This window comes from Bacillus cereus group sp. Bc010 (assembly GCF_027716745.1).
In the GTDB taxonomy this organism is placed as follows: Bacteria; Bacillota; Bacilli; order Bacillales; family Bacillaceae_G; genus Bacillus_A; species Bacillus_A pacificus.
The window spans coordinates 66,525-87,494 of sequence record NZ_JAQFUY010000001.1 but is presented as its reverse complement, the minus strand read 5'-3'; the positions used below and the strand labels follow the sequence as shown (position 1 = coordinate 87,494).

The window sequence follows — 20,970 nt, the reverse complement described above, 5'->3', positions numbered from 1 at the left end:
TAGCAAGCTATTTTGTTACATTATACGTACGTAAAAACACTTCTACAATCAACATCTTGTCGTATTTTTTAGACATCTTGCTTTTCACTTTTACTATCTCACTAAAAACATACAAAAGAACATTTTTCAAAAGCAGTTTCCGATGATTTTATGAATACAATGAGACCTATCTCCTTCGAGATAGGCCTCTAATTTACGATATTACACTAGCTATAAAACTACCTTTTTCTTAAATTTAGATTATTTATCTCTGTGACGCTCCACCAGAAGTCACCCTTTCAATACGTAAATTATCTAAAATAAACGTACCCGCTCCGGTATCTCCGTTTAAATTCGTTCCATCACTGAAAATTCCAACATAAGTTTGACCATTCTCAGAACCTGTCACAGTAAACTCTGCTGTTTTTGTGTCAGTAGATGCAGTAAGAGTGTTATTCACACTCAATCCCTTTGCACTCGCAATGTCTCGAACATCAATTTCTTGATCCCCTGAAATAAAGCGGAATGCATTTGCTGTTGTTTGGTAGTCAAATGATACTTTATAAGTTACGCCTGGTTCGAAACGATAATTTTGAGGAATAGTACGGTACAGCAAACCTTTATTTCCAGTGTTCACTTTAACGGACCAACTCCCACCTAATACATCATCGACTAATTTTTTACCTGCCCACCCTTTTTGCGTATATGGAGCATGCAATTCAGACAAATGAATTCTGTTGTCTTCTACACCTTCTGTATTACCAATAACAAATGGGTAAATACCTTGTACTACCGATTCAAAATCTTGTTTAAATTCCGTCGGTGAGACATTATTTTTTAAAGACTTTTGAACGATTCGAATGTCATCAAATTTTGTGTTTCCTTTCCCAGAATTACGGCTTAGAGTTAATTTAGCCCTATTAGATACAGCTGTAAAGCTCACTTGCATGATTTGCATTTTGCTATTGTATCCATCATTTGTGGCATGTGAATCTGCCTTAACATAGTTCTTTTGCAGGCTGCGAAGTGTGTAATTGCTAGCATCTTCTTTCCCACCTGTTACTGTAATTCCAGCCTTTACATCACTATTGTTTTCAACATATACCTCTGCTACATAATCTTTACCCGGTTCCAAACCAGTAAGGACACGGGAAACAGTTGTATCTTTTGATGGACTATCAATGTTTAAGTAGTAATCTCCACTACTTACATTACGGTTGTTTCCAGTTTGATTCGTTCTGATGACGCTTACTGCTTTATTATCACCCTCAATAGTTGTATATGCGCTTACTTTTCCTGTATTGAATCCCCCATCATATATATGAGCATCCTTGCCCCAATTGTAGTCAAGGATTTCCAAACCCTTATCTCTTTTTGGTACGACAACATAAGGAGTTGCAGCACTAGCTGTCAAAGTTATCTTATTATTTACGACCTTTACTTCTTTCACATCTGTTCTACCTTGATCTGTCAATTTGTATACATAAACAGTAGTGGCATTTTTATATTCATCTGGAAGTGTCCAAGTCGTTGTACCACCTTCTAAATTCCAGTGATATAATTTTTCTGAATCAGCAGTTGGATTTTTAAAGTCTTGTTTCACCCAAGGAATTAAATACGCATGGCCATCAAGTATAACATTTCCATTTAGCTTAATAACACGTTCTCTAGCATTGTCTTTTCTAGTTACATCGACAACATCCCCATTGCTTGGGTCCTTCAATTTTATTTCCTTTTCTAAGTTCGTCTTGCTTTTATCCCCTTCTACATTTGTCCAGTTCGTTACATAATATTTTTGTAGGAATTTAGTAGGTAAATTCGTATCAAATGTCATACGAATAAAGTTATCGAAATTCTTATCAGATTGCCATCCTTCGAAACCAGCTAATTCAAATCCACCAAGTAATGGATGGTCAGCAGTTCCACCTACTTCAGGCCAATTCAACACCCGAGAATCTCTTTGGTGATTACTAATAAAACGCAGTACTTCTGAGTTAATCCCTTTACTTTCCGGTCCACCGTAGTTTTTATCAGTAGCCCAATGTTGCCACGTTGAGTAATTGGCCATAGAACCACCAAATTCCGTTGTTAATCTCCAACCTCTATCTTTAAATTGATCTGCTATTCTATTTGATTCCCATTGATTTTGATACCATACATCTAAATAAATAAAGTCAAGATCAGGAACAGCCGTTTTCAATTCATCTAGTCTTTTCGCACGCGATCCAGAATACAAATCTTTTAATTTATTAATTGTATAAGATTGATCTAACCATCCCCATCCTAATGAACTTGGACGATCAATAAAATCATTATTGAAAGCTTTCGCTTCTGGATAAGTTTCTTGAGCATTTATATGGACACCAAATTGGGTATTATACTTATGCCCCTCTTTAATAAGCGTATTTAAATCTTTAACGCCTCCCATACGTTCGCCCACATCACCATAATCTGGATGACCACTATCATGCCCTTCGTTTGCATATCCTTTTAATATGACCGCTTGCCCCAATTCATCTGTAGCAAGAGCAACCTTTTTCACATTATCGGATGTTTTTAAGAATGGTTGTTGCGCTTGTGAGCCGAAATTCATTGCAATACGCATTCCAACATTATTGTTTACATCTTGGTATCCTTTAATGTCTTGCATAATATCACGGTATGCAATCGCCGCATCTTGCCAGTCTGCCTTATTATCATTATTCAAATCTTTAGCAATAGCTATTTTAATAGTTGGTTTATCTTTTTGTGGTTCTGGCATAAAATCTCTTTGATAATAAAGTGCACTAGAACCGATTCCCATTGCTTTAGCACCATTTTTATTTACATATCGATTTGCAACTAAATTTTTATAGCCGTCCACTTCTGAACTAGACCATACACCTGCGCTCAATTCGTCAGTTGACAAGAATGCTATATAATTTTTAGTAGATGTACCTATTTCTCCCATAGAAGAATCTACGCTTACATCTACATCACCTGTTTTCCTAACATCTGTACTAATATTCGTTAATTTAGCTTTTGCACCTTTTTGTTCCGAATTTACCGATATAAAGTTCATATCAGCAAACTCAACCGTCTCGATTTTGGCACTACCATTATTCTTAATTTCATCGAAGCTATAAATAACCTTATTATCATTCACCTTTACAGATACCTTAAATACCGCATCAAGGTTTTTCATTTCATCTACAACTTTTAATGTATATAGTGCTTCACTATCGTTTAACTTTTCAAAGTTTACTTTAGGATAGTATAGTCCACCATTTACTTTCAATCCGTAAACAGGAGCTTCCTGTCCGCTCATTACTTTATCGCCCACTTTGTATTTCACAATCCGCGGGAATACTTGGTCAATTGTGACGTCCATATACTTTGACTTTATTATATTTTCTACTGGTTGAGTATCTGGAGGCTTTGGTGCACTATATTCCTTTATTTTGACATTTGAAATCGTAATATCGGCAGCACCTCGGCTTTTTTCAAATCCTAGTAAGCCAGCTTGATCTACACCACCTGTTAAAGTCCAAGAATCTACCTTTTTACCATCAATGTATAATGTCGCAACATCGTCCATGAATACTAAACGTAAATGGTATGTTTGTTTTACTTTTAACGGCACGTTTGAAGTCATCGACGTCCAATTGTTTATAGGACCAAAAGTTTCTCCAAAATACTGATCGTTCGTATCTCCTGTTCCCACATATGTGTATGTAGATGAATTTTGAACACGATAGATGAATCCAAAACGATTCATCTTATCAGTATTAGTAGTAACATCTGCTTCAAAAACACCATTTTTAATCGCCTTCATTTGGTTGTAGACAATTCGATTCTTTTGGGTAGATGTAACACCGAAAGTGGCTGAACCATCTTCATTATAGGTAACTTTTCCGTCACCTGAGATAATTTTCAAGTCGCCTTCTTCCAATTTATTATCCGTAATGTCCACAAGTTTTTCATTTCCTGGATCTGTGCCTCCATCCCCAGGCGCCTTTCCTAATTCAATGAGTACTTGACTATTTTTATCTCCATAAGCACCAAGTTTAATCGCTTCCTTACCTGTAAGAAGGTTATTTACATCATTAGATAAGGTAACCGGTCCAAATAAATCTTTTCCATCTAATGTAATATTCAAAGTGGTTTTATTATAATCAATTTTAATAGAATGCGAAGTTCCAGCCTCTGGAAGTGGAACATTAGGTCTAGTTTTTAACCAGTCACCTTTCCCTTGATATTTGTATTCGTAGAACCATCCAAGTGAGTCGTAGCCTACAAAAACGAAATTATTATTGTCAATATAATGAGGATAGAAACCGAATCTAGTATCTTCTCCCTTTGTTTCTGGAATAAAACTATATTCCATCGTTCCTGATTCTTTAGCGACTTTATTCTGCTCTTGAAAAACTGCAGCTTTAGCCCCATTATCGTTGCCAGCACCTGCTCCAAGCCTTGCATATGACTTACCATTTTGTTCTATTAATGCATTAATTTCGTTTCCAACAGATGAAATTGTAATCCATGGATTAGACGTATTTGCCCCTACATGTAGCGGCACAATCATGCTTACTAAAAGTGTTGGCACAATCAACATACATGCAAGAAGGGTATTAAAAACTCTCTTGAAATGCTTATTTTCCAATTCTTCTCCTCCTTTGAATTTAAAATTTTGGTTAAAGACGATACCTGCACATTAATTTTTAAATAAACAAAAACCTGAAAGGCACCGCTTTCACTTATGTTTAGAATAGTTTTTTTAAAGTGCCTCCACAATAAAGATATTGTTTCTTTTTTTAGGTATATTGTCTTTTTAAAAACGCTTACAATACAAAGATATTGTTAGCTTTTTCAAGTGTATTTTTTAGCGAAACCCCGCTAAAATTCAATTAGTTTGATTGTACATGGCAATTAGTACTTACCATTTTCTTTATATATAAAGGGTCCCCATATGCCTTTACCTGAAGCTATAGTTACTACCGTCCTTGCTGTTCTCGATTTTCATTCTAGGTTTTTCACCATGTTGGACACACTAAAAAAAAGAGCAGACGAATGTCTGCTCTTAATTTTTCATTCCGTTTAAAAATTGATTCTGATGCAATTATCACTTAAAGATAGAAAGAAATAAAGAACATATAGAAGGAAAGATATCTTACTAACTTTGAAGCTCCGCTGTTTGTTTTACTTTAGCAAACCATGAGTTGGCTGTCTCTTTCAACACGAGATTTAGTTCTTCAGCATTCCTTTTACCAGTATCTTTTAACCAATCACGACCTGCTTGTTCGCCGCTTATAGCAAAAGGTGCCACACCGTCCTTCCAGGTTGCCCGACCACATAACACTCCGTTAAAGGTAGAACCGGATTCTTTAGCAAATTTCAATGTTTCTTGGAATAATTTAGCACTTACACCTGCACTTAGGAAGATAAAAGGCAGCTCAGTTACTTCACTTTGTTCTTTAAAAAAAGAAGCAGCCTCTTCTTTTCTGTAAACGAATTCACCTGTCGTATACCCTTCCACAAAATTCATATCCACTGGAACCTCTACTTTTAAAACATCTACTTGGTATTGAGGTTTCGAGAACTCCTTCATAGCCTCAATCACTTTATGTGGTTTTATTTTTGCGTACTCTTTATTTTTCGCATCATCATTTTCAGCATCATAAGTAACAATCTCCAAGAAAAATGGAATATCTTCAGCAGCACACTCAGATCCGATACGTTCCATATAGACATGTTTATAGTTATTAATTTTTTCATCTTCATCGAAATCATAGTAGAGTAAGAATTTAATAGCATCGGCACCTGCTGCCTTTAATCGTTTCACTGACCATTCCGATAATAAATCTGGTAACCGTCCTACTTCTGACGCATCGTATCCGGTTTTTTCATACGCTACTATTAAGCCTGATTCTTTATGTCGGATCTTTGCCGCTGGCAGTCCGTATTCCGGGTCCAAAAGAATTGCTGTTGCAAATGGTGTTAATTCCTCAGAAACCAATTCTTTGAAACGGATAATGCCCTCATCTCCAACATGACTTGCACCGCCAGACGCAATCATTTTTTTCAACGAACCGCGTTGATCAATAGCCAATGCTCCAATTATGCCATTTTCAGCAGATAAACGTTTTAGAGCTTCCAATTTATTCTTGGTTAGTTCTAACATCAACATTCTCCTCTACCAATCTATTTTTTCAATTTTAATGAGATCAAAGTATTGTTTAAACTTATTTATATTAATATAACCAGTACCAACTTCCATCGTATTTAATATTCCTGTAGTCATCGCCGTTTTAAGAACAGTCTCAACCGTTTGATTTTGATATAATGCCACAGCTAATCCTGCAACTGTCGCATCACCAGACCCAACAGGATTGATCACTTCTATTTTCGGAATCGTAACTCTGTAATAGTCCTCGACATGCCTAACTAAAGCACCTTCACCACCCATCGACATGATAATCCACTCAATTCCAGTAAATAGTTCATGGTTTAATGCTTGCTTCAAATCTATGATTCCCATTTCCATGTTAATGCCCAACAACTGAGATAATTCCGCTTTATTTGGTTTGATGGCAAATGGTTTTTCTTTATGCACCAAGGCGTTTTTCAAAGATTCTCCTGACGAATCTATAATCACTGGAATTCCATTGTTATTACAGATTTTTAACATTTGATAATAAAAGTTATTCGGTAACCCTTTCGGCAAACTGCCCGAAATTGTCACAAGTGAAGCTGTTGTAAGCAGACATTTAAATTTTTCTAAAAAAGTTGCCCCTTCTTCGTTGGATAATGTCGGTCCTGATTCTAAAATCTCTGTTTGCATCCCTTCATGAAGAATGGCAATACAATTTCTTGATTCTTTTTTAATTTTTAAAAAGTCATTTGGAATATTGCTTTTATTTAATTCTTGAACAATGTATTCGCCAATCGTACCACCAATCACACCTGTCGCTAGAACAGCTTCTTCCATTTGAGCGATCACTCGCGCCACATTCAAGCCCTTTCCACCAGCAGTTTTATGAACTGTTTCCACACGGTTAACAACATCTAACTTTAATTCATGAGTCGAATAGGAAATATCGACAGATGGATTCATGGTGACAGATAAAATCATTTGAAATCCCTCTTTCAGAAAAATATTTAAGCTTGAAAACGGCACACACCATCAAGATAGGTAGCTGCTAAATCCATCGCTGGCGTCAGTACTATAAAGTCAGCAACATATCCCTCAGCGATTTTCCCACATTCGCCATCTAGTTGAATACTTTTAGCTGGTGCCGTACTCGCCATATAAATTGCTTGCTCGGGCGCGGCAATTCCCCAATCGACGACATTTTTTACAGCATCTTTTAATTGCAAAATGCTACCTGCTAAACTTCCACTTTCCAAACGGGCCATCCCATCTTTTACTTTCACAGGAAATTCTCCCAATTGATACGTTCCTTCAGGCATACCCCCGGCCATCATACAATCGGATACCATTACAACCTTTTCTCTGCCGCGGACATTCATTAAAATATTTAAAGCAACAGGATGAACATGATGTCCATCACATATGATTTCGGCAAAAACATCTTTTAAATTCATGGCTGCTCCAACCATTCCTGGTTCACGATGGTGCAGCCGACTCATACCATTAAAAGTATGAACAAAAATGGATGCACCTTTTTCACTAGCTTGCTTCGTTTCTTCATAAGTTGCATCACTGTGGGCCAATGCCACTATAATCTCTTCTCCTACAGCATATTCAATGAATTCCGCTGCTCCTTTTATTTCAGGTGCAATCGCAATTTTTTTAATAGAATCATTTGATAATTTCTGCCAACCTTTCAACATATCAACTGATGGGTCACAAAAATATTTCGTGTTTTGTGCTCCTTTATGCTTTTCAGTAAAAAACGGCCCTTCTAAAAAGATCCCTTTAATTTTTGCGCCCTGTACTTTTTTGTAATTGGCACCAATCATTTCAACGACATTATTCAACGATTCTATTGAGGATGTTAAAGTTGTCGGTAAAAAGGATGTAACGCCGCAAGAAAGGAGTCCTACCGATATTTGATTTAGTCCTTCAAAATTATTGTCCATAACGTCGTGATTTCTAAAACCATGAATATGTGTATCCACTAGACCAGGAGCAATCCAATATCCTGCATAATCGATGATTTCTTCTGCTTCTTCTGGCCTGTTTGCCGAAAAAACACCGAATTTTCCATCTTTTATTCCCAAAAAACCAGGACCTACGACCTTCCCCTCAAGAAAAAACTTATCTGCAAAGATAAAAATAGACATGTATGTTTCCCCTACCCTAGTTACTCATATTCGTAGATAGTAACACCTTTAACGACACGGTTCACCGTTCCTGTCGGTGAAGGTGTATCCGGTGTATTACCTACTTTCACGGAGGCTAACAGTGATATTGTTTGCCCAATCATTACAAAAGGTAATGCTAAGTATGCATCTGGTACAGACTGTGCCTCGCTGCCAAATACAAACCTATTCCCAGCGTAATTCGTTTCTCCATCAACCTCGATGGCACATATATAGCTGGCAATGTTGTCTTGTTGCATTTCGTTTAACATATCTAAATCATATTGACGTGTATACGGATTGTTAGAAACAAACACAAAAACTAATGATTTTTCGTTTACAAATGATTTTGGACCGTGCCGGAATCCTAGCGGTGAATCAAAAGCGGTGACAATTTTTCCAGCTGTCAGTTCTAACACTTTTAATTGTGATTCTTTTGCTAAACCTTCTAAACTACCAGAACCTAAGTAAATAATTCGGTCAAAATCCAAATCTACTATCTTTTGGATAGCGTCTTCCCTTTGAATGACACTTTCACCCATTTGATGAATTTCTTTCACTATCTTTGATTTTTCTTCAGTCGATATAGAATCACAAACAAGTAATGCCGTTAACGCCATGCAAGTATAACTTCCTGTCATTGCAAAACCATGATCATTTGATTTTTCAGGCATCAATAGCAATAAGTTTTTGTCATTATTCACGGCCTGTTTAGCTAATTTTCCATCTTTCGCACAAGTAATCGTGATTTGATACAAATCGCTTACTATTTGCTCAGCTAATTGTACGGCAGCGACACTTTCTGGGCTGTTCCCGCTTCTAGCAAATGAAACGAGTAAGGTTGGAAAATCCTTTTTGAAAAATTGGTAAGGATTTGAAACTAACGTAGTTGTCGGGATACTTAGTACTTCCCACTGTTGTTCATCTACTTTTTCTATTACATAAGGGGTGACTGTATCACCGACATAAGCAGACGTTCCAGCGCCTGTAAAAATAACTCGAACCCGATTATGTTTCGTTACTATTTTTTGCAAAAACTCATCAATTCTCTCGCTCTTCTCCATATACAAAGCAAAGGTTTCAATCCATAAATCAGGCTGCCGTCTTATTTCCGCCGTTGTTATCGATGCGCCTAACGAAACTAATTTTTCTTGACTTAATGTAAACATATTCGTTCACTCCTCTACCTATTTGCCATCATTCTCTCCATAAAGTGAAACTTTAATCAGCCCTCACCAATCGGAATAAAAGAAAAGAAGACCAGCGCCGTCTCATTACATACCTTCAAATACTCGTAATCCTGCACCAACAACTCCATTATTTTGTGCCAATGTACTGATGCTCATCTGCTCCAAAAGATGTTGTTGCTCAGGCAGCTGAAAACTCTTTAGCTTCACTTTAATCAACTCTAGTAGAAATGGATTTTTCACAATGACACTGCCACCCAAAACCATTCTATGCGGATCTAATAAACAGGAAATCTTATAAAGACCTTGAGCTAAATAATCAGTTACCTCATTGATAATGGACTGATATTCTGGTACCCCATTTATATAACTAGCAAAAACATCTTTTGTTGAAATAGTATCTACCTGTAAGTCTCTTTCGGCTATTCTCTGGATCCCTGGCCCAGCAGCGATTTTTTCTAATCGTTCATTGTTCCCCTCCTTCGATAGAACAGGGATCAAACCTAGTTCTCCAGCAAACCCTGCTCCCCTAAAAAATGAGCCTTTATGGATGATAGAACAAGATATTCCCGTACTTATAGTCACGTAGACAAAGGTTTCATTTCCTTTTACATGTGCTGCTCTCCATTCAGCAAAAGCCGCCATATAGACATCATTGTCAATCGTGATCCGCTGGATTCCAAATTGCTCCTGCAAACGGACTGAAATAGGAAACTGGCTCCACGGTAAATTGTTTTGAAAAACGGCAATTCCATTCTCACAATCCACTTTTCCCGGTACTCCAACACCAATACCCTCGATATCAGCGATGGAAATTGATGATTTTCTGAGAACTTGTTCCACAGCTTCTACAACTCTACCAAACATTTTTTCCCGGTCTAAAGGATCACTTTTTACTTCGGTACGTTCAAGCAGTTCGCCTGTATCTGAAATAACTCCCGCTGCAATCTTCGTTCCCCCAACATCAATGCCGACTGCCTTTTTCATTTGTCTGCACCCCTAGGTTTGTATTTAAAGTATTGAGCAATTTTCTACAATTGTTATCGTTGAACATATATTTGCGATTCATTGATCAATCCACTTTCCCTAATTGATTTATACGTATTTCCGATTGTAATTATAAAGCAGCCCTAAAAGACCAGCTAATCCAATCAACATCATACCCAGTTCAAATTTACCAGCTGTTTTTTGGTAGACGATAATGAAAGATAGGCATACGAGAAACACAACAATTTTAATAACGAATACGATATTAGCCTTCATTTGAAAAATCCTCCCACCTGATTTCACTAGGTGCCAACGTCACTTCTATCCTGTTTCCTTGTCCATCGTAGACAAACGTCATTTGTTCGACCATCGAATTGTTAACAATTGCCATTTTTCGGATAGATGGATATGCATGAACTTCACAATAAATATTGCTCGCATGATACTTTTGAAATTCCTCTTCCTTATGGGCAGCATAGTATAAAGCACGCATCAGCAGACGTGTATTTTCTTCACTGTATGGAAGCCCTGCTATATAGACAGCTCTGCCTTCTCCAAACGGATGAGCAGAAAGATGAACTTCACCATTTGAATATTCAATTATTTCGGTTTCTTCTGATAACGCATAAATATTTTTCATTCCTTCACCAAAATCAAATTGGATGCTGTCAGCAGAAATAAAATGATTTTCGACAGGATTAATAAAATATTTATCTGTTGATAAGCTAAATCCAAGTTCCTTGTCAACGCCTAAGACATTTGCCAATTGAAAATAATGCCCTTCATGCTGATAAGCTGTAGGTTCCCCAATACCTATGAATCCTCCGCCATTATACATCCAAGCTCTGATTGTAGTGACTAACTTTTCATTAATCCAGTTAGCACCTCCTGAAAAAGCTGTTCCCACATCACCGGCATTAATAATGACGTCAATATCCTCAGATATCCCATCATTCATGACATCATCAAAACTAATGAACGTAACTTCCACTGCAGCCCCACTCAAGGACTCTAAAACACCTAAATAAGAATAAATTTGTTTATACCAAAGTGCATGAGCAACCATATGTGTTTGCCAAGTTCTCAACTTGCCCCAAGAATTCAAAATCGCAACTTTAAGACCGCAGTATGGCTTCACACCTTTGATTGTGTCATGAATTTCACGAAATTCCTCAGTGACTTTTTCAATATAGGAGATAAATTCTGGGAATTGATACGCTAGACTTAAATACCCCCCATAGCCGATACGATCAACAGGATTACGCAATAAGGCTCTACGCGCCGTTAGCCAATTTTCATTCGCTTCAATCGTCGGGTTGTTACCTTCGTAAAAAGTATCTGGAAAGAAATAAGGTAAGAAACGCCCTTCTGTATATCGAACATGTGGTATATCTGCAATCATACGCAATGTAGCCCCACCGCCCACACTGCCTACAACTGCATCCAATCCGATATTTTCAAAGTATTTCCCATATGGTTCTGTACCAATCCAGTTATCACCAAGAAACATCATTGCTTCTTTTCCACTTTCATGGACAATATCCACAAGTTTCTTTGCTTCTTCAGCAACGAACTTATGAACAAAATCTATATAATCTAAAAAAGCTGGAGTTGGAATTCGAAACGAAGTATTATAATAACCTTGATCAACAATGTCCTCTGGTCTTAAGCGATAGCCTTTTTCTTTTTGAAAAGCATCCAAAGCAGCAACTGAAACACTTGCACCATATCCGAACCAATCGACAAATTTCTCTTTGCCAAGATTATTGAACACAAGGGTAAAATGATAGAAAAACGTTGTAAACCTGACTACATCTGTATCCGGATTTTCTGTCAGCCATTGTTTTAAATAGTTTTTCATAAATTCATTAGAATGTGGCTGCCTGACATCAAAAGGAATATCATGTGGCTTATCTCCCCAATTATTAGTAATATGATTGTACATTTGGGTTGGATCCCAAATCGCATAGACTAGGAATGAAACCGTATATTCATGCCAAGGAATCGCCTTCGTAATCAAAACACGATTTTGATCTTCGTTTACTTCCCAATCATTAACGTCAACAACTTCTCCTGTTGTCCGATCAATAACCTCCCAGTATTTTTTTGGACTGTGAACATAATCCGGTTTTAATTGTTCCTCAAAGTAGCCTTTCATAAAATCAATTTCGAGGGTGTCAGTAAGCGCCGTATTGAACAAGCTCATTAAATAAAGTTGCTGGCATTCATCCATATGCTTCTCTGCGAACTCATTGTGAGCTCGAGCAACAAAATAAGTCGTATAAATTTTCGCATCCAATTGTTTAATATCATCATCTAGTTTCGTTCCATCACTATCGCGAATCGCATCTGCACCCCATCGTTCCATTAATTCTTTCGTTTCCTTAAGAAAATTTTCTTCACTCGGTAAAGTAACTCGACCTTTTTTCCTTTTCATGTAAATCCTCCTCTAATCCTTTAAACCACCAAGGGTCATTCCTTGTGTTAATTTTTTTTGAACAATGATATATAAAATCAAAGTTGGTAGCATGACAAGAACCATTCCTGCATACATTTGACCATAGTTTGCAGCGGATTTTTGAGCTGCCATCAAGTTCATTAACCCAACAGGTAACGTCTTATTCGGCCCTGGAATTAATGTTAATGCAATAATGTATTCGTTCCAAAAGGCAAGAAAATTAAATAAAATGACGGCAATAATACTTGGACGAGCTATCGGAATCATAACTGAAATCATTGTTTTGAAATATCCAGCACCATCAACCAACGCCGCTTCCTCATACGTGGATGGCAGCGATTGAAAAAAACTAGACAGCAAGTAAATCGTGAATGGTAACGCCGTCGCCGCATATACCACAGCTAAAATAAATAAATTGTCTAGTAGCAATCCATCACCTAGTTGGCCTCGTAAAAAGTTATCTCCGTCCAATAACATCAAGAAAATTGGCACAACAATGTAGTTCACATTGATGAATAATCCAGCTTTAAAAAAAGTATTTATTAATTTGCTTCCTCTAAAGGTATATCTTGCCAACACATAAGCTGCTGGTAAAGCCACAATCAATAAAATAAGAAGGGGCAACGCAGTTACCATGACTGAATTCAACATATAGGTACCCATGTTTGCCTTTTGGAAAGCATCGATAAAGTTTTGAAAATAGAAACTTTTCGGCATGGCCCAAGGACTTCCATAAAACTCCGAATTTTGCTTCACTGAGGCTAAGAAAACCCATGCAACAGGAATAACAATTGAAATCGCTAACGTAATAAGTGCTACGTAGATAAAACAGCGATACATTGCTTCTGTAGTCATTCCTTTTTGTGTTTTCATTGTTTTTGGGGCTGGATAAGCTGATTCTACAGTCATTTCTTTTTGTGTTTCTATCTTTTTTGGATCTCGATAAGCTGTTTCTGTAGTCATTCTTTTTTGTGTTTCCATCGTTTTTGGACCTCCTTAATACTCCAACACTTCCCTTTTAGTAACACCACTGATAATTGCAGATAATGCGAATGAGAATAAGAAAATGACCACCCCAATAGCCATACCGTAACCGTAAGAAGAATTTGTGTAAGCCTGCTTATACATGTAGCTTAAAAACACTTCCGTCGATCCATCAGGTCCGCCGCCAGTCATTGCTTGAACGAGAAGAAAACTTAAATTAATCGTACTAATAACGAAGAAAGTTAACGTCGTCCGAATGTTGTTCCAAATTAACGGTAAAGTAATACTAAAAAATTGTCTGAACCGTCCAGCACCTTCCAAAGCAGATGCTTCATAAAAACTTTCCGGGATACTTGCCATTGCCGCCATATACATGACCATATAGTAACCAATCGCTTGCCAAATGAGTGCCCCGCCAATGCTGTAAATGGCAATTTTTTGATTTCCGAGCCACATCTTTTGTAGGTGTTCCAGATTAAATAAAGCAAGTAAATTATTTAACAACCCTGTAGTTGGGTCATAAACTGCAGAAAATATTCCCGCGATAACTACAACCGATAAAATATTAGGGATATAAAAAATAATTCGAAAGAAGCTTTTTCCTTTTATTTTTTCTCTCGTTAACAAAGTGGCAAACAAGATCGCCATCACCATCGTGATGAGTGTGACGATAACAATCAAGACTATACTGTTTTGGAGAGACCGAAAGAAGTTCATATCATTCCATAAAATCTTGAAGTTTTCGAGCCCAACAAATACCTTATTATTAGAAAATCCTCCCCACTTATATAAAGACATCCTGAATACCTCAATCGTAGGAACAATCATAAAAATGGCTAACAGGATTAGTGCTGGTGCAGTACAAACAAAAATAAAAATTCTTTTTTCTGTCGTCTTATTCATGCTATCACCTCAGTTAATAAGTACAACGGTGAGACTAGACGACTCACCATTGTATATAGTGAAAACGAATTTATTTTAATGCAGACCGTAATTGGTCACTCACTTTTTCAACAGAGCTTTGCCAATCTTTCACCTTTTTATCACCAGAAACAACACTGTCAATCGTTCTAAATAATGTATCTGGCATACTTACACCTTCAACAGCTTTCGTTGCAGCAAATCCACCTATTCCCACTTTCACTCCATTATCATAGATACTATAGAATGATTTATTTTCACCTGTCAGTTTATTAGAAAGGCCTTTGATAGGCTGGATCGCACTCGACTCAGCAAAAATTTCAGCTGCCTTATCCGAATAAACAAACGTCATGAAATCTTTAGCAAGTTGTTTATTTTTAGCTGCCGATGGAATCCACATTTGTTCAAAGAAAGTAAATGCATAACGGTCGCTATTAGCATCAATTGTCGGTAAAGCCATCATGCCCCATTCAAACCCTTTAGATCGAGGAGCTTCTTTCATTTCACCAACTACCCACGTACCATTTGGCATAAACAAAGCTTTGTTATCGAGAATCAACTGTTGATTTTTCTTGTAGTCTTTATCATTTGCATTCGCAACAGTAGTTGGCTCTGTATATTTTGCTAATTTTCCGATAATTTCGAAGGATTTTGTTGCTTCAGAAGTTTCCCAAACACCATCTGTATATTTCATAGCTTTATTAAATAACTCAGGCCCGCCCACCCCTAGTAGTAAAGAGTAGAAGAATGTATCAAAGTAGCCTGTAGTAGGATAAGTAAATAATGCAATCCCTTCTGCTTTCGCTTTATCTCCTAACGCCCACATTTCGTCCCAAGTCTTCGGCACTTCCCAACCTTTTTCTTTTAATAAACTAGCATTATAAAATAATCCAGTTGGACTATAGAACATCGGTGCCATATAAATTTTACCGTCATTATAAGGATTAGTTGCAGGTGTACCAGTAAGCCCTGGTACTAACTTATCTTTGACTTTAACATCTTCACCATAAACATTTTTATCAAAAACATCAGTAATGTCTTCTAATGCTTTATCTTTAATCAAAGTTTCTGTTAGCGCCTGTTTTCTCCCGGTTGCCAACAACACAACATCCGGATACTTTCCTGCTTTCATATTTGAGCCTATGACATCCTCAAGATTTTTGTCCACTGTCAATTTAACATCAACTTTAGGATTAGCAGCCTCATATGCGTCAATCACTTTGTTCCACATCTCTTTACCATAAGCCGATTCAAGTGTTGCCACATAAAGGGTTTGTTTCTCACTGGAGCCTTTACCATCCTTAGCGTTATCAACTTTTGTAGTATTACTTTGGCAAGCTATTAAACTAAAAGATAACAAAGCTGTCATCCCAGACAACAATAACTTTTTTTTCATCTCTATTTACCCCCATCTCCTAATCTTCCTTTCATAATTAAAGAATACAAAATAGATAACGCTTTCACAATAAACATCTTGTTCTGTTTTTTAGATATCTTGCTTTTTACTGAATATCCCACTAAAATCTTTATAAAATAGATAAAAAGTCTACGAAGGAGGGATTCATTTGTCCAATGAAGTATATGAGATTCCGCAGTTTCAACGAAATCACCTTCCAGTTAAACTTCTTTATATAACAAAATCAAAATACGATAAAGATTGGCATAGCACCATTCACGCTCATCACTTTACAGAGCTATTGTATATTACTAAGGGCAAAGGAACTTTTATCTTTTATAAAGAAGAAATCCCTGTCCAAGAACACAATTTAATTATCATCAATCCAAATATCGAGCACACGGAAAAGTCTGATACGAATTATCCACTCGAATACATTGCACTTGGCATTCAAGGTCTGTCCTTTTCATCCATAGAAAATCCCAGTCCCGTCACTATTCATAACTATAAACAGGATCAAAAAAACTTCCTCTTCTACCTTCAGCAATTGGTTGAAGAAGTGGAAAACCATCAAGAAGATTACGATTTGATTATACAAAATATTCTGGAAATATTATTACTTAAGATGATGCGAAAAAAATCTTTTAATGTAGAGAAAACATCTACTCAAAAAATCAATAAAGATATTGAATTTATTAAAAACTATATTAAGCAGCATTTTCACGAAAATATTAGCCTAGATACATTAGCAAGCATTAGTCATATTAATAAATATTATCTATCCCATTCCTTTAGGAAATTCGTCGGTGTGTCGCCTATTGAATATTTAATTCAAACTCGTATTAGAGAAAGTAAAATTTTGCTAGAAACTACTAATTATTCGATTTCTAATATTTCAACCATTACCGGTTTTTCTTCCCAATCATTCTTTGCACAATCATTTAAACGAGAAACAAATCTATCTCCTTCACAATACAGAAACGCTATAAATTCTAGCAAAAACAAACTAGATTCTAGTGCAAAAATTTAAAGATACATTCAATTAACCTATACTTCTTTAATGTATTGTTACTATTATTTTGGAAAGAGAGTGTTCCTATGATTCAACAATTAAAAACATATTATGGTGAGGATATAAAAATTAATGAAGCTGTGTTGTCAGAAGATTATAGCTGGTTTTTAGTTGAAGGAAACAAAGTCGGAATCCGAAAAATTCGATTACATCAAAGGGAACATCAATTGCTTTCATCCATCTTAACACCCATTCATACTGATACATTTTATAAAACAGAAAAAGAAAAATCGTGGTATGAAGCATTATACAGAAATAACAACATCCCTATACGGTCCGTTCGTTTTTTACACTTTTTCACAACACAATCTATTGTAGAAAGAGAAGAATTTCAAGATGCTTTACAGTCTATGTTTTCTTTTACTACTACAATGATATGGGAAACCTCGCAAGCTGGTGTTCTCATCTTGGAAGAAAACATAACGGAATCTGTATTGCAAACAGCCTTAGATACACTAGAAACAGATTTTTTTATATCCCTATCCTTCTTTGTTGGACGACGTTATACGCAAACAACTGAATTTACTTACCTGTATCAATGGGAACGAACATTATTTTCTGTTCTTTCTCCCTATTTATCAAAAAAAATTACATACATTGAACAACTGCTCCCTTATCAATTAATGATTTCATTACCGAAAGAAAAAAGAGAAAAATATACGCATCAATTATTGGCACATATTTCAAATGACAAAGAACTAATAGATAGCGTTAAAGTATTCTTCCAATGTAACTTAAATGTCTCTCTTGCAGCTAAACAATTATATTTACATCGTAATACTTTGCAGTATCGAATTGATAAATTCATTGAAAAAACAGGGATTAATATAAAAACCTTTGAAGGTGCAGTAGCAGTTTATATGGCGTTTCTTTCTTTAGATATCTCATGAAAAACAATATTCATTTTTCTTATGCCACATCGTTATATACACTCTTGCATGATTTGGAAACTCTTTCCCATTATTTCTCTTATCTATAGTTGAACTTATATCTAAAAGAGCTTTCTCGTATCTTAAATCTGTAAACTTGCATAAAAGCCTCTTATTTTTTTGTGCACAACGCCAATTTACTTACACTTTTAATAATCTTACAATTCTATTAATTATAAAAAAGGAGTGAATATTTATGGCCGAACTTGTATTAGATCATATTTTTAAAGTTTATGATAATAAAATCACTGCCGTTTCTGACTTTAATTTACATATTGAAGATAAAGAGTTTATTGTATTTGTCGGTCCTTCTGGGTGCGGGAAATCAACAACTCTACGTATGATTGCAGGTCTAGAAGACATTTCTGATGGTTCGTTTTATATTGATGGAGATCGTATGAATGATGTCGCTCCAAAAGATCGCAACATTGCAATGGTATTTCAAAATTACGCACTCTACCCGCATATGACTGTTTATGATAATATGGCGTTTGGCTTGAAACTACGTAAACTTCCAAAAGATGAAATTAATCGTCGAGTAACGGAAGCGGCGAAAATCTTAGGACTAGAAGATTACTTACAACGCAAACCAAAGGCATTATCAGGTGGACAACGCCAACGGGTTGCACTAGGAAGAGCTATAGTCCGTGATGCAAAAGTATTTTTAATGGACGAACCTCTATCAAATTTAGACGCAAAGTTACGCGTAAGCATGCGTTCAGAAATTTCTAAACTTCACCGCCGTTTAAATACGACCACTATATATGTGACACATGATCAAACAGAAGCAATGACAATGGCATCACGCCTTGTTGTTATGAAAGATGGGCTCATCCAGCAAGTTGGAACTCCAAAAGAGGTATATGATACTCCTGAGAACATATTTGTTGGCGGATTCATTGGTTCTCCAGCTATGAATTTCTTTACCGGTACATTACAAGATAGCTATTTTCACATGGAAAATATCCGCTTCAAAGTACCAGATGGTCAACTAAAGACATTAAAGCAAAAAGGGTATAATGGAAAAAAAATCATACTCGGTATTCGTCCTGAAGACATTCATGATGAACCTATCGTTCTTCAATCTTCTCCTGAATCCACAGTCGAAATTACAGTAGAAGTTGCTGAATTATTAGGTGCTGAAACGATGATTCATGGAAAACTTTCAAACCAAAACTTTATTGCACGAATTAACGCTCGTTCCGAGATTAAAACTAACGATACACTTCCATTAGCTTTTAGTTTAGCGAAAGCACACTTTTTTGATATCACTACCGAGCAAAGAATACGTAATAATTGACGAATGTCTAAAAAAATCCCGATAGAATTGTCCCGTAAGTAACTCAATCTTTCCATTTTATTGTATGCATAACTTCTACTTCGAAAAAAATAGATGTAGCTACGACAAACATTTCTTGAAAAAGAATTCAAGACTAGATTCCACTATATATGCGACAGAACCATACTAAAAAACATCTCATATGAATATGAAATGTTTTTTAGTATTTTCTATTCTTTTAATAAATCTAATAAACCATTCCCTTCAGATGTACGTTCATATCCTAAAGGTACAGTTCTTTTAATAAGTTGTGCATATATTTCTGGTTCTGATAACTTTCTACCATATTCCCTTTCACACTGCTTTATGAGCAATGCCAGTGCTCCAGCGACATGCGGTGTCGCCATAGAAGTACCACTTAATACCGCATATTTCCCTTCAGGATACGTAGATAATATTTCATCGCCTGGCGCCACTAAATCAATTTCTTGATTTGAATTACTAAAACATGCGATTTTCCGATCTAAATTGACAGCGCCGACTTCAATTACTTCTGAGTATGCACCTGGGAAATCTAGTTCCTCCGTGTTATCATTACAATCTCCATTATTCCCAGCAGCACATACGACGAGAACATCTTGCTTTACCGCATTTTGAATTGCTTCATGTAATTCCGGAACGTCTTGCGGGCCACCAAGTGACATGGAAATGACTCTAACTCTTTCTTTATTAGGCCCTCTCCAATTTACAGCATAATGAATCGCCTCAATAATTTGCTCATAACTTCCAGAACCATCCCCTGCTAAAACCTTTAACACTAGCATTTTAGCAAGTGGTGCCACTCCTAAAACACCGATTCCATTTTCAGTCGCTGCAATTGTCCCCGCTACATGAGTACCGTGTCCGTTATTATCAAGATAAATATTTGGATCTCCTTCGTAATCTTTCGTGAAATTTCTTCCGCCGATAATACGATCCTTTAAATCTATATGATTCGTATCACACCCTGTATCTAATACGGCAACGACAATATCTTTTCCTTTCGCACTCTTCTCCCATACTTGCGGAGCATGAATGAGTTGTACACCTGGCGGAATTTCATTTACTTGTTCAACCACCTTATCTACTGTAAAAGGAATCAATTGTATACCTTTTTGTTTATTCGCTGTACTACTATTCATCGTAATCCCTCCTGAAAATATATTATTTTCATTTCAGACCACTTTTGAAAACACTTACATGTAACATTCGTTTTATGTGTTTCGTTTTCCTTCCTTAAAAATGTTTCTCAATAAGGCTTACGAATTTTATACTACTCTTTTATCCCGCTTTAATGGGCAGCCCGATTGGTGAGGGCTGATTAAAGTTTCACTTTATTTATCTCGTAATTTTTAGAAACGAAAAATTACGAGATAAATAAAAGGACCAATTGAATGGTCCTTTTATAGTTTTTAAAGAATGATATGGAATTTTA

General features: G+C 36.3%; 15 protein-coding genes. 3 read left to right on the top strand and 12 right to left on the bottom strand.

Going from position 1 to position 20,970, the window contains the following annotated elements:
- Window positions 1-244: 244 nt before the first annotated feature.
- The 11 genes from PDQ68_RS00410 to PDQ68_RS00360 all read right to left on the bottom strand — a co-directional run bounded on the left by PDQ68_RS00410 (window position 245) and on the right by PDQ68_RS00360 (window position 16,216).
- On the bottom strand, window positions 245-4,621 hold the full coding sequence (locus PDQ68_RS00410; RefSeq protein WP_061183127.1) for an endo-alpha-N-acetylgalactosaminidase family protein: 4,377 nt from the start codon (window positions 4,619-4,621) through the stop codon (window positions 245-247).
- A gap of 510 nt (window positions 4,622-5,131) precedes the next feature.
- Window positions 5,132-6,139 carry a tagatose-bisphosphate aldolase gene (lacD, locus tag PDQ68_RS00405; RefSeq protein WP_016717260.1) on the bottom strand — a complete coding sequence of 336 codons (1,008 nt, stop codon included), beginning with the start codon at window positions 6,137-6,139 and terminating at the stop codon, window positions 5,132-5,134.
- Between the two features lie 12 nt (window positions 6,140-6,151).
- Window positions 6,152-7,090, bottom strand: coding sequence for a hexose kinase (locus PDQ68_RS00400; protein ID WP_061183128.1), 939 nt, complete (start codon window positions 7,088-7,090; stop codon window positions 6,152-6,154).
- 26 nt (window positions 7,091-7,116) lie between these two features.
- Window positions 7,117-8,265 carry an N-acetylglucosamine-6-phosphate deacetylase gene (gene nagA / locus PDQ68_RS00395; protein WP_061183129.1) on the bottom strand — a complete coding sequence of 383 codons (1,149 nt, stop codon included), beginning with the start codon at window positions 8,263-8,265 and terminating at the stop codon, window positions 7,117-7,119.
- Between the two features lie 20 nt (window positions 8,266-8,285).
- Window positions 8,286-9,452: an SIS domain-containing protein gene (locus tag PDQ68_RS00390; protein WP_061183130.1), complete on the bottom strand. Its 1,167-nt coding sequence runs from the start codon at window positions 9,450-9,452 to the stop codon at window positions 8,286-8,288.
- 105 nt (window positions 9,453-9,557) lie between these two features.
- On the bottom strand, window positions 9,558-10,457 hold the full coding sequence (locus tag PDQ68_RS00385) for an ROK family protein (RefSeq protein WP_016717256.1): 900 nt from the start codon (window positions 10,455-10,457) through the stop codon (window positions 9,558-9,560).
- A gap of 108 nt (window positions 10,458-10,565) precedes the next feature.
- Window positions 10,566-10,733 carry a DUF6903 family protein gene (locus PDQ68_RS00380; RefSeq protein ID WP_000646587.1) on the bottom strand — a complete coding sequence of 56 codons (168 nt, stop codon included), beginning with the start codon at window positions 10,731-10,733 and terminating at the stop codon, window positions 10,566-10,568.
- A complete protein-coding gene (gnpA, locus tag PDQ68_RS00375) occupies window positions 10,723-12,894 on the bottom strand; it encodes a 1,3-beta-galactosyl-N-acetylhexosamine phosphorylase (RefSeq protein ID WP_016717255.1) in 2,172 nt (723 codons plus the stop codon). The genes PDQ68_RS00380 and gnpA overlap by 11 nt, the downstream gene beginning before the upstream one ends.
- Window positions 12,895-12,906: 12 nt before the next feature.
- Window positions 12,907-13,896, bottom strand: a complete 990-nt coding sequence (locus PDQ68_RS00370) for a carbohydrate ABC transporter permease (protein WP_080444115.1) — start codon at window positions 13,894-13,896, stop codon at window positions 12,907-12,909.
- 15 nt (window positions 13,897-13,911) lie between these two features.
- Window positions 13,912-14,802 (bottom strand): carbohydrate ABC transporter permease, encoded by an 891-nt coding sequence (locus PDQ68_RS00365; RefSeq protein ID WP_001044589.1) that lies wholly within the window; start codon window positions 14,800-14,802, stop codon window positions 13,912-13,914.
- Between the two features lie 70 nt (window positions 14,803-14,872).
- On the bottom strand, window positions 14,873-16,216 hold the full coding sequence (locus PDQ68_RS00360) for a carbohydrate ABC transporter substrate-binding protein (RefSeq protein ID WP_061183131.1): 1,344 nt from the start codon (window positions 16,214-16,216) through the stop codon (window positions 14,873-14,875).
- Window positions 16,217-16,385: 169 nt separating this feature from the next.
- Between PDQ68_RS00360 and PDQ68_RS00355 the strand changes: the two genes are divergently transcribed.
- The 3 genes from PDQ68_RS00355 to PDQ68_RS00345 all read left to right on the top strand — a co-directional run bounded on the left by PDQ68_RS00355 (window position 16,386) and on the right by PDQ68_RS00345 (window position 19,517).
- Window positions 16,386-17,246: an AraC family transcriptional regulator gene (locus PDQ68_RS00355; RefSeq protein WP_016717252.1), complete on the top strand. Its 861-nt coding sequence runs from the start codon at window positions 16,386-16,388 to the stop codon at window positions 17,244-17,246.
- A 68-nt stretch (window positions 17,247-17,314) separates the two neighbouring features.
- A complete protein-coding gene (locus PDQ68_RS00350; RefSeq protein ID WP_016717251.1) occupies window positions 17,315-18,178 on the top strand; it encodes a PucR family transcriptional regulator in 864 nt (287 codons plus the stop codon).
- 235 nt (window positions 18,179-18,413) lie between these two features.
- Window positions 18,414-19,517, top strand: coding sequence for an ABC transporter ATP-binding protein (locus PDQ68_RS00345; protein ID WP_016717250.1), 1,104 nt, complete (start codon window positions 18,414-18,416; stop codon window positions 19,515-19,517).
- A gap of 209 nt (window positions 19,518-19,726) precedes the next feature.
- Here PDQ68_RS00345 and PDQ68_RS00340 read toward each other — a convergent pair whose 3' ends face one another.
- Window positions 19,727-20,677, bottom strand: coding sequence for a serine protease (locus PDQ68_RS00340; protein WP_001089044.1), 951 nt, complete (start codon window positions 20,675-20,677; stop codon window positions 19,727-19,729).
- Between the last annotated feature and the right edge of the window lie 293 nt (window positions 20,678-20,970).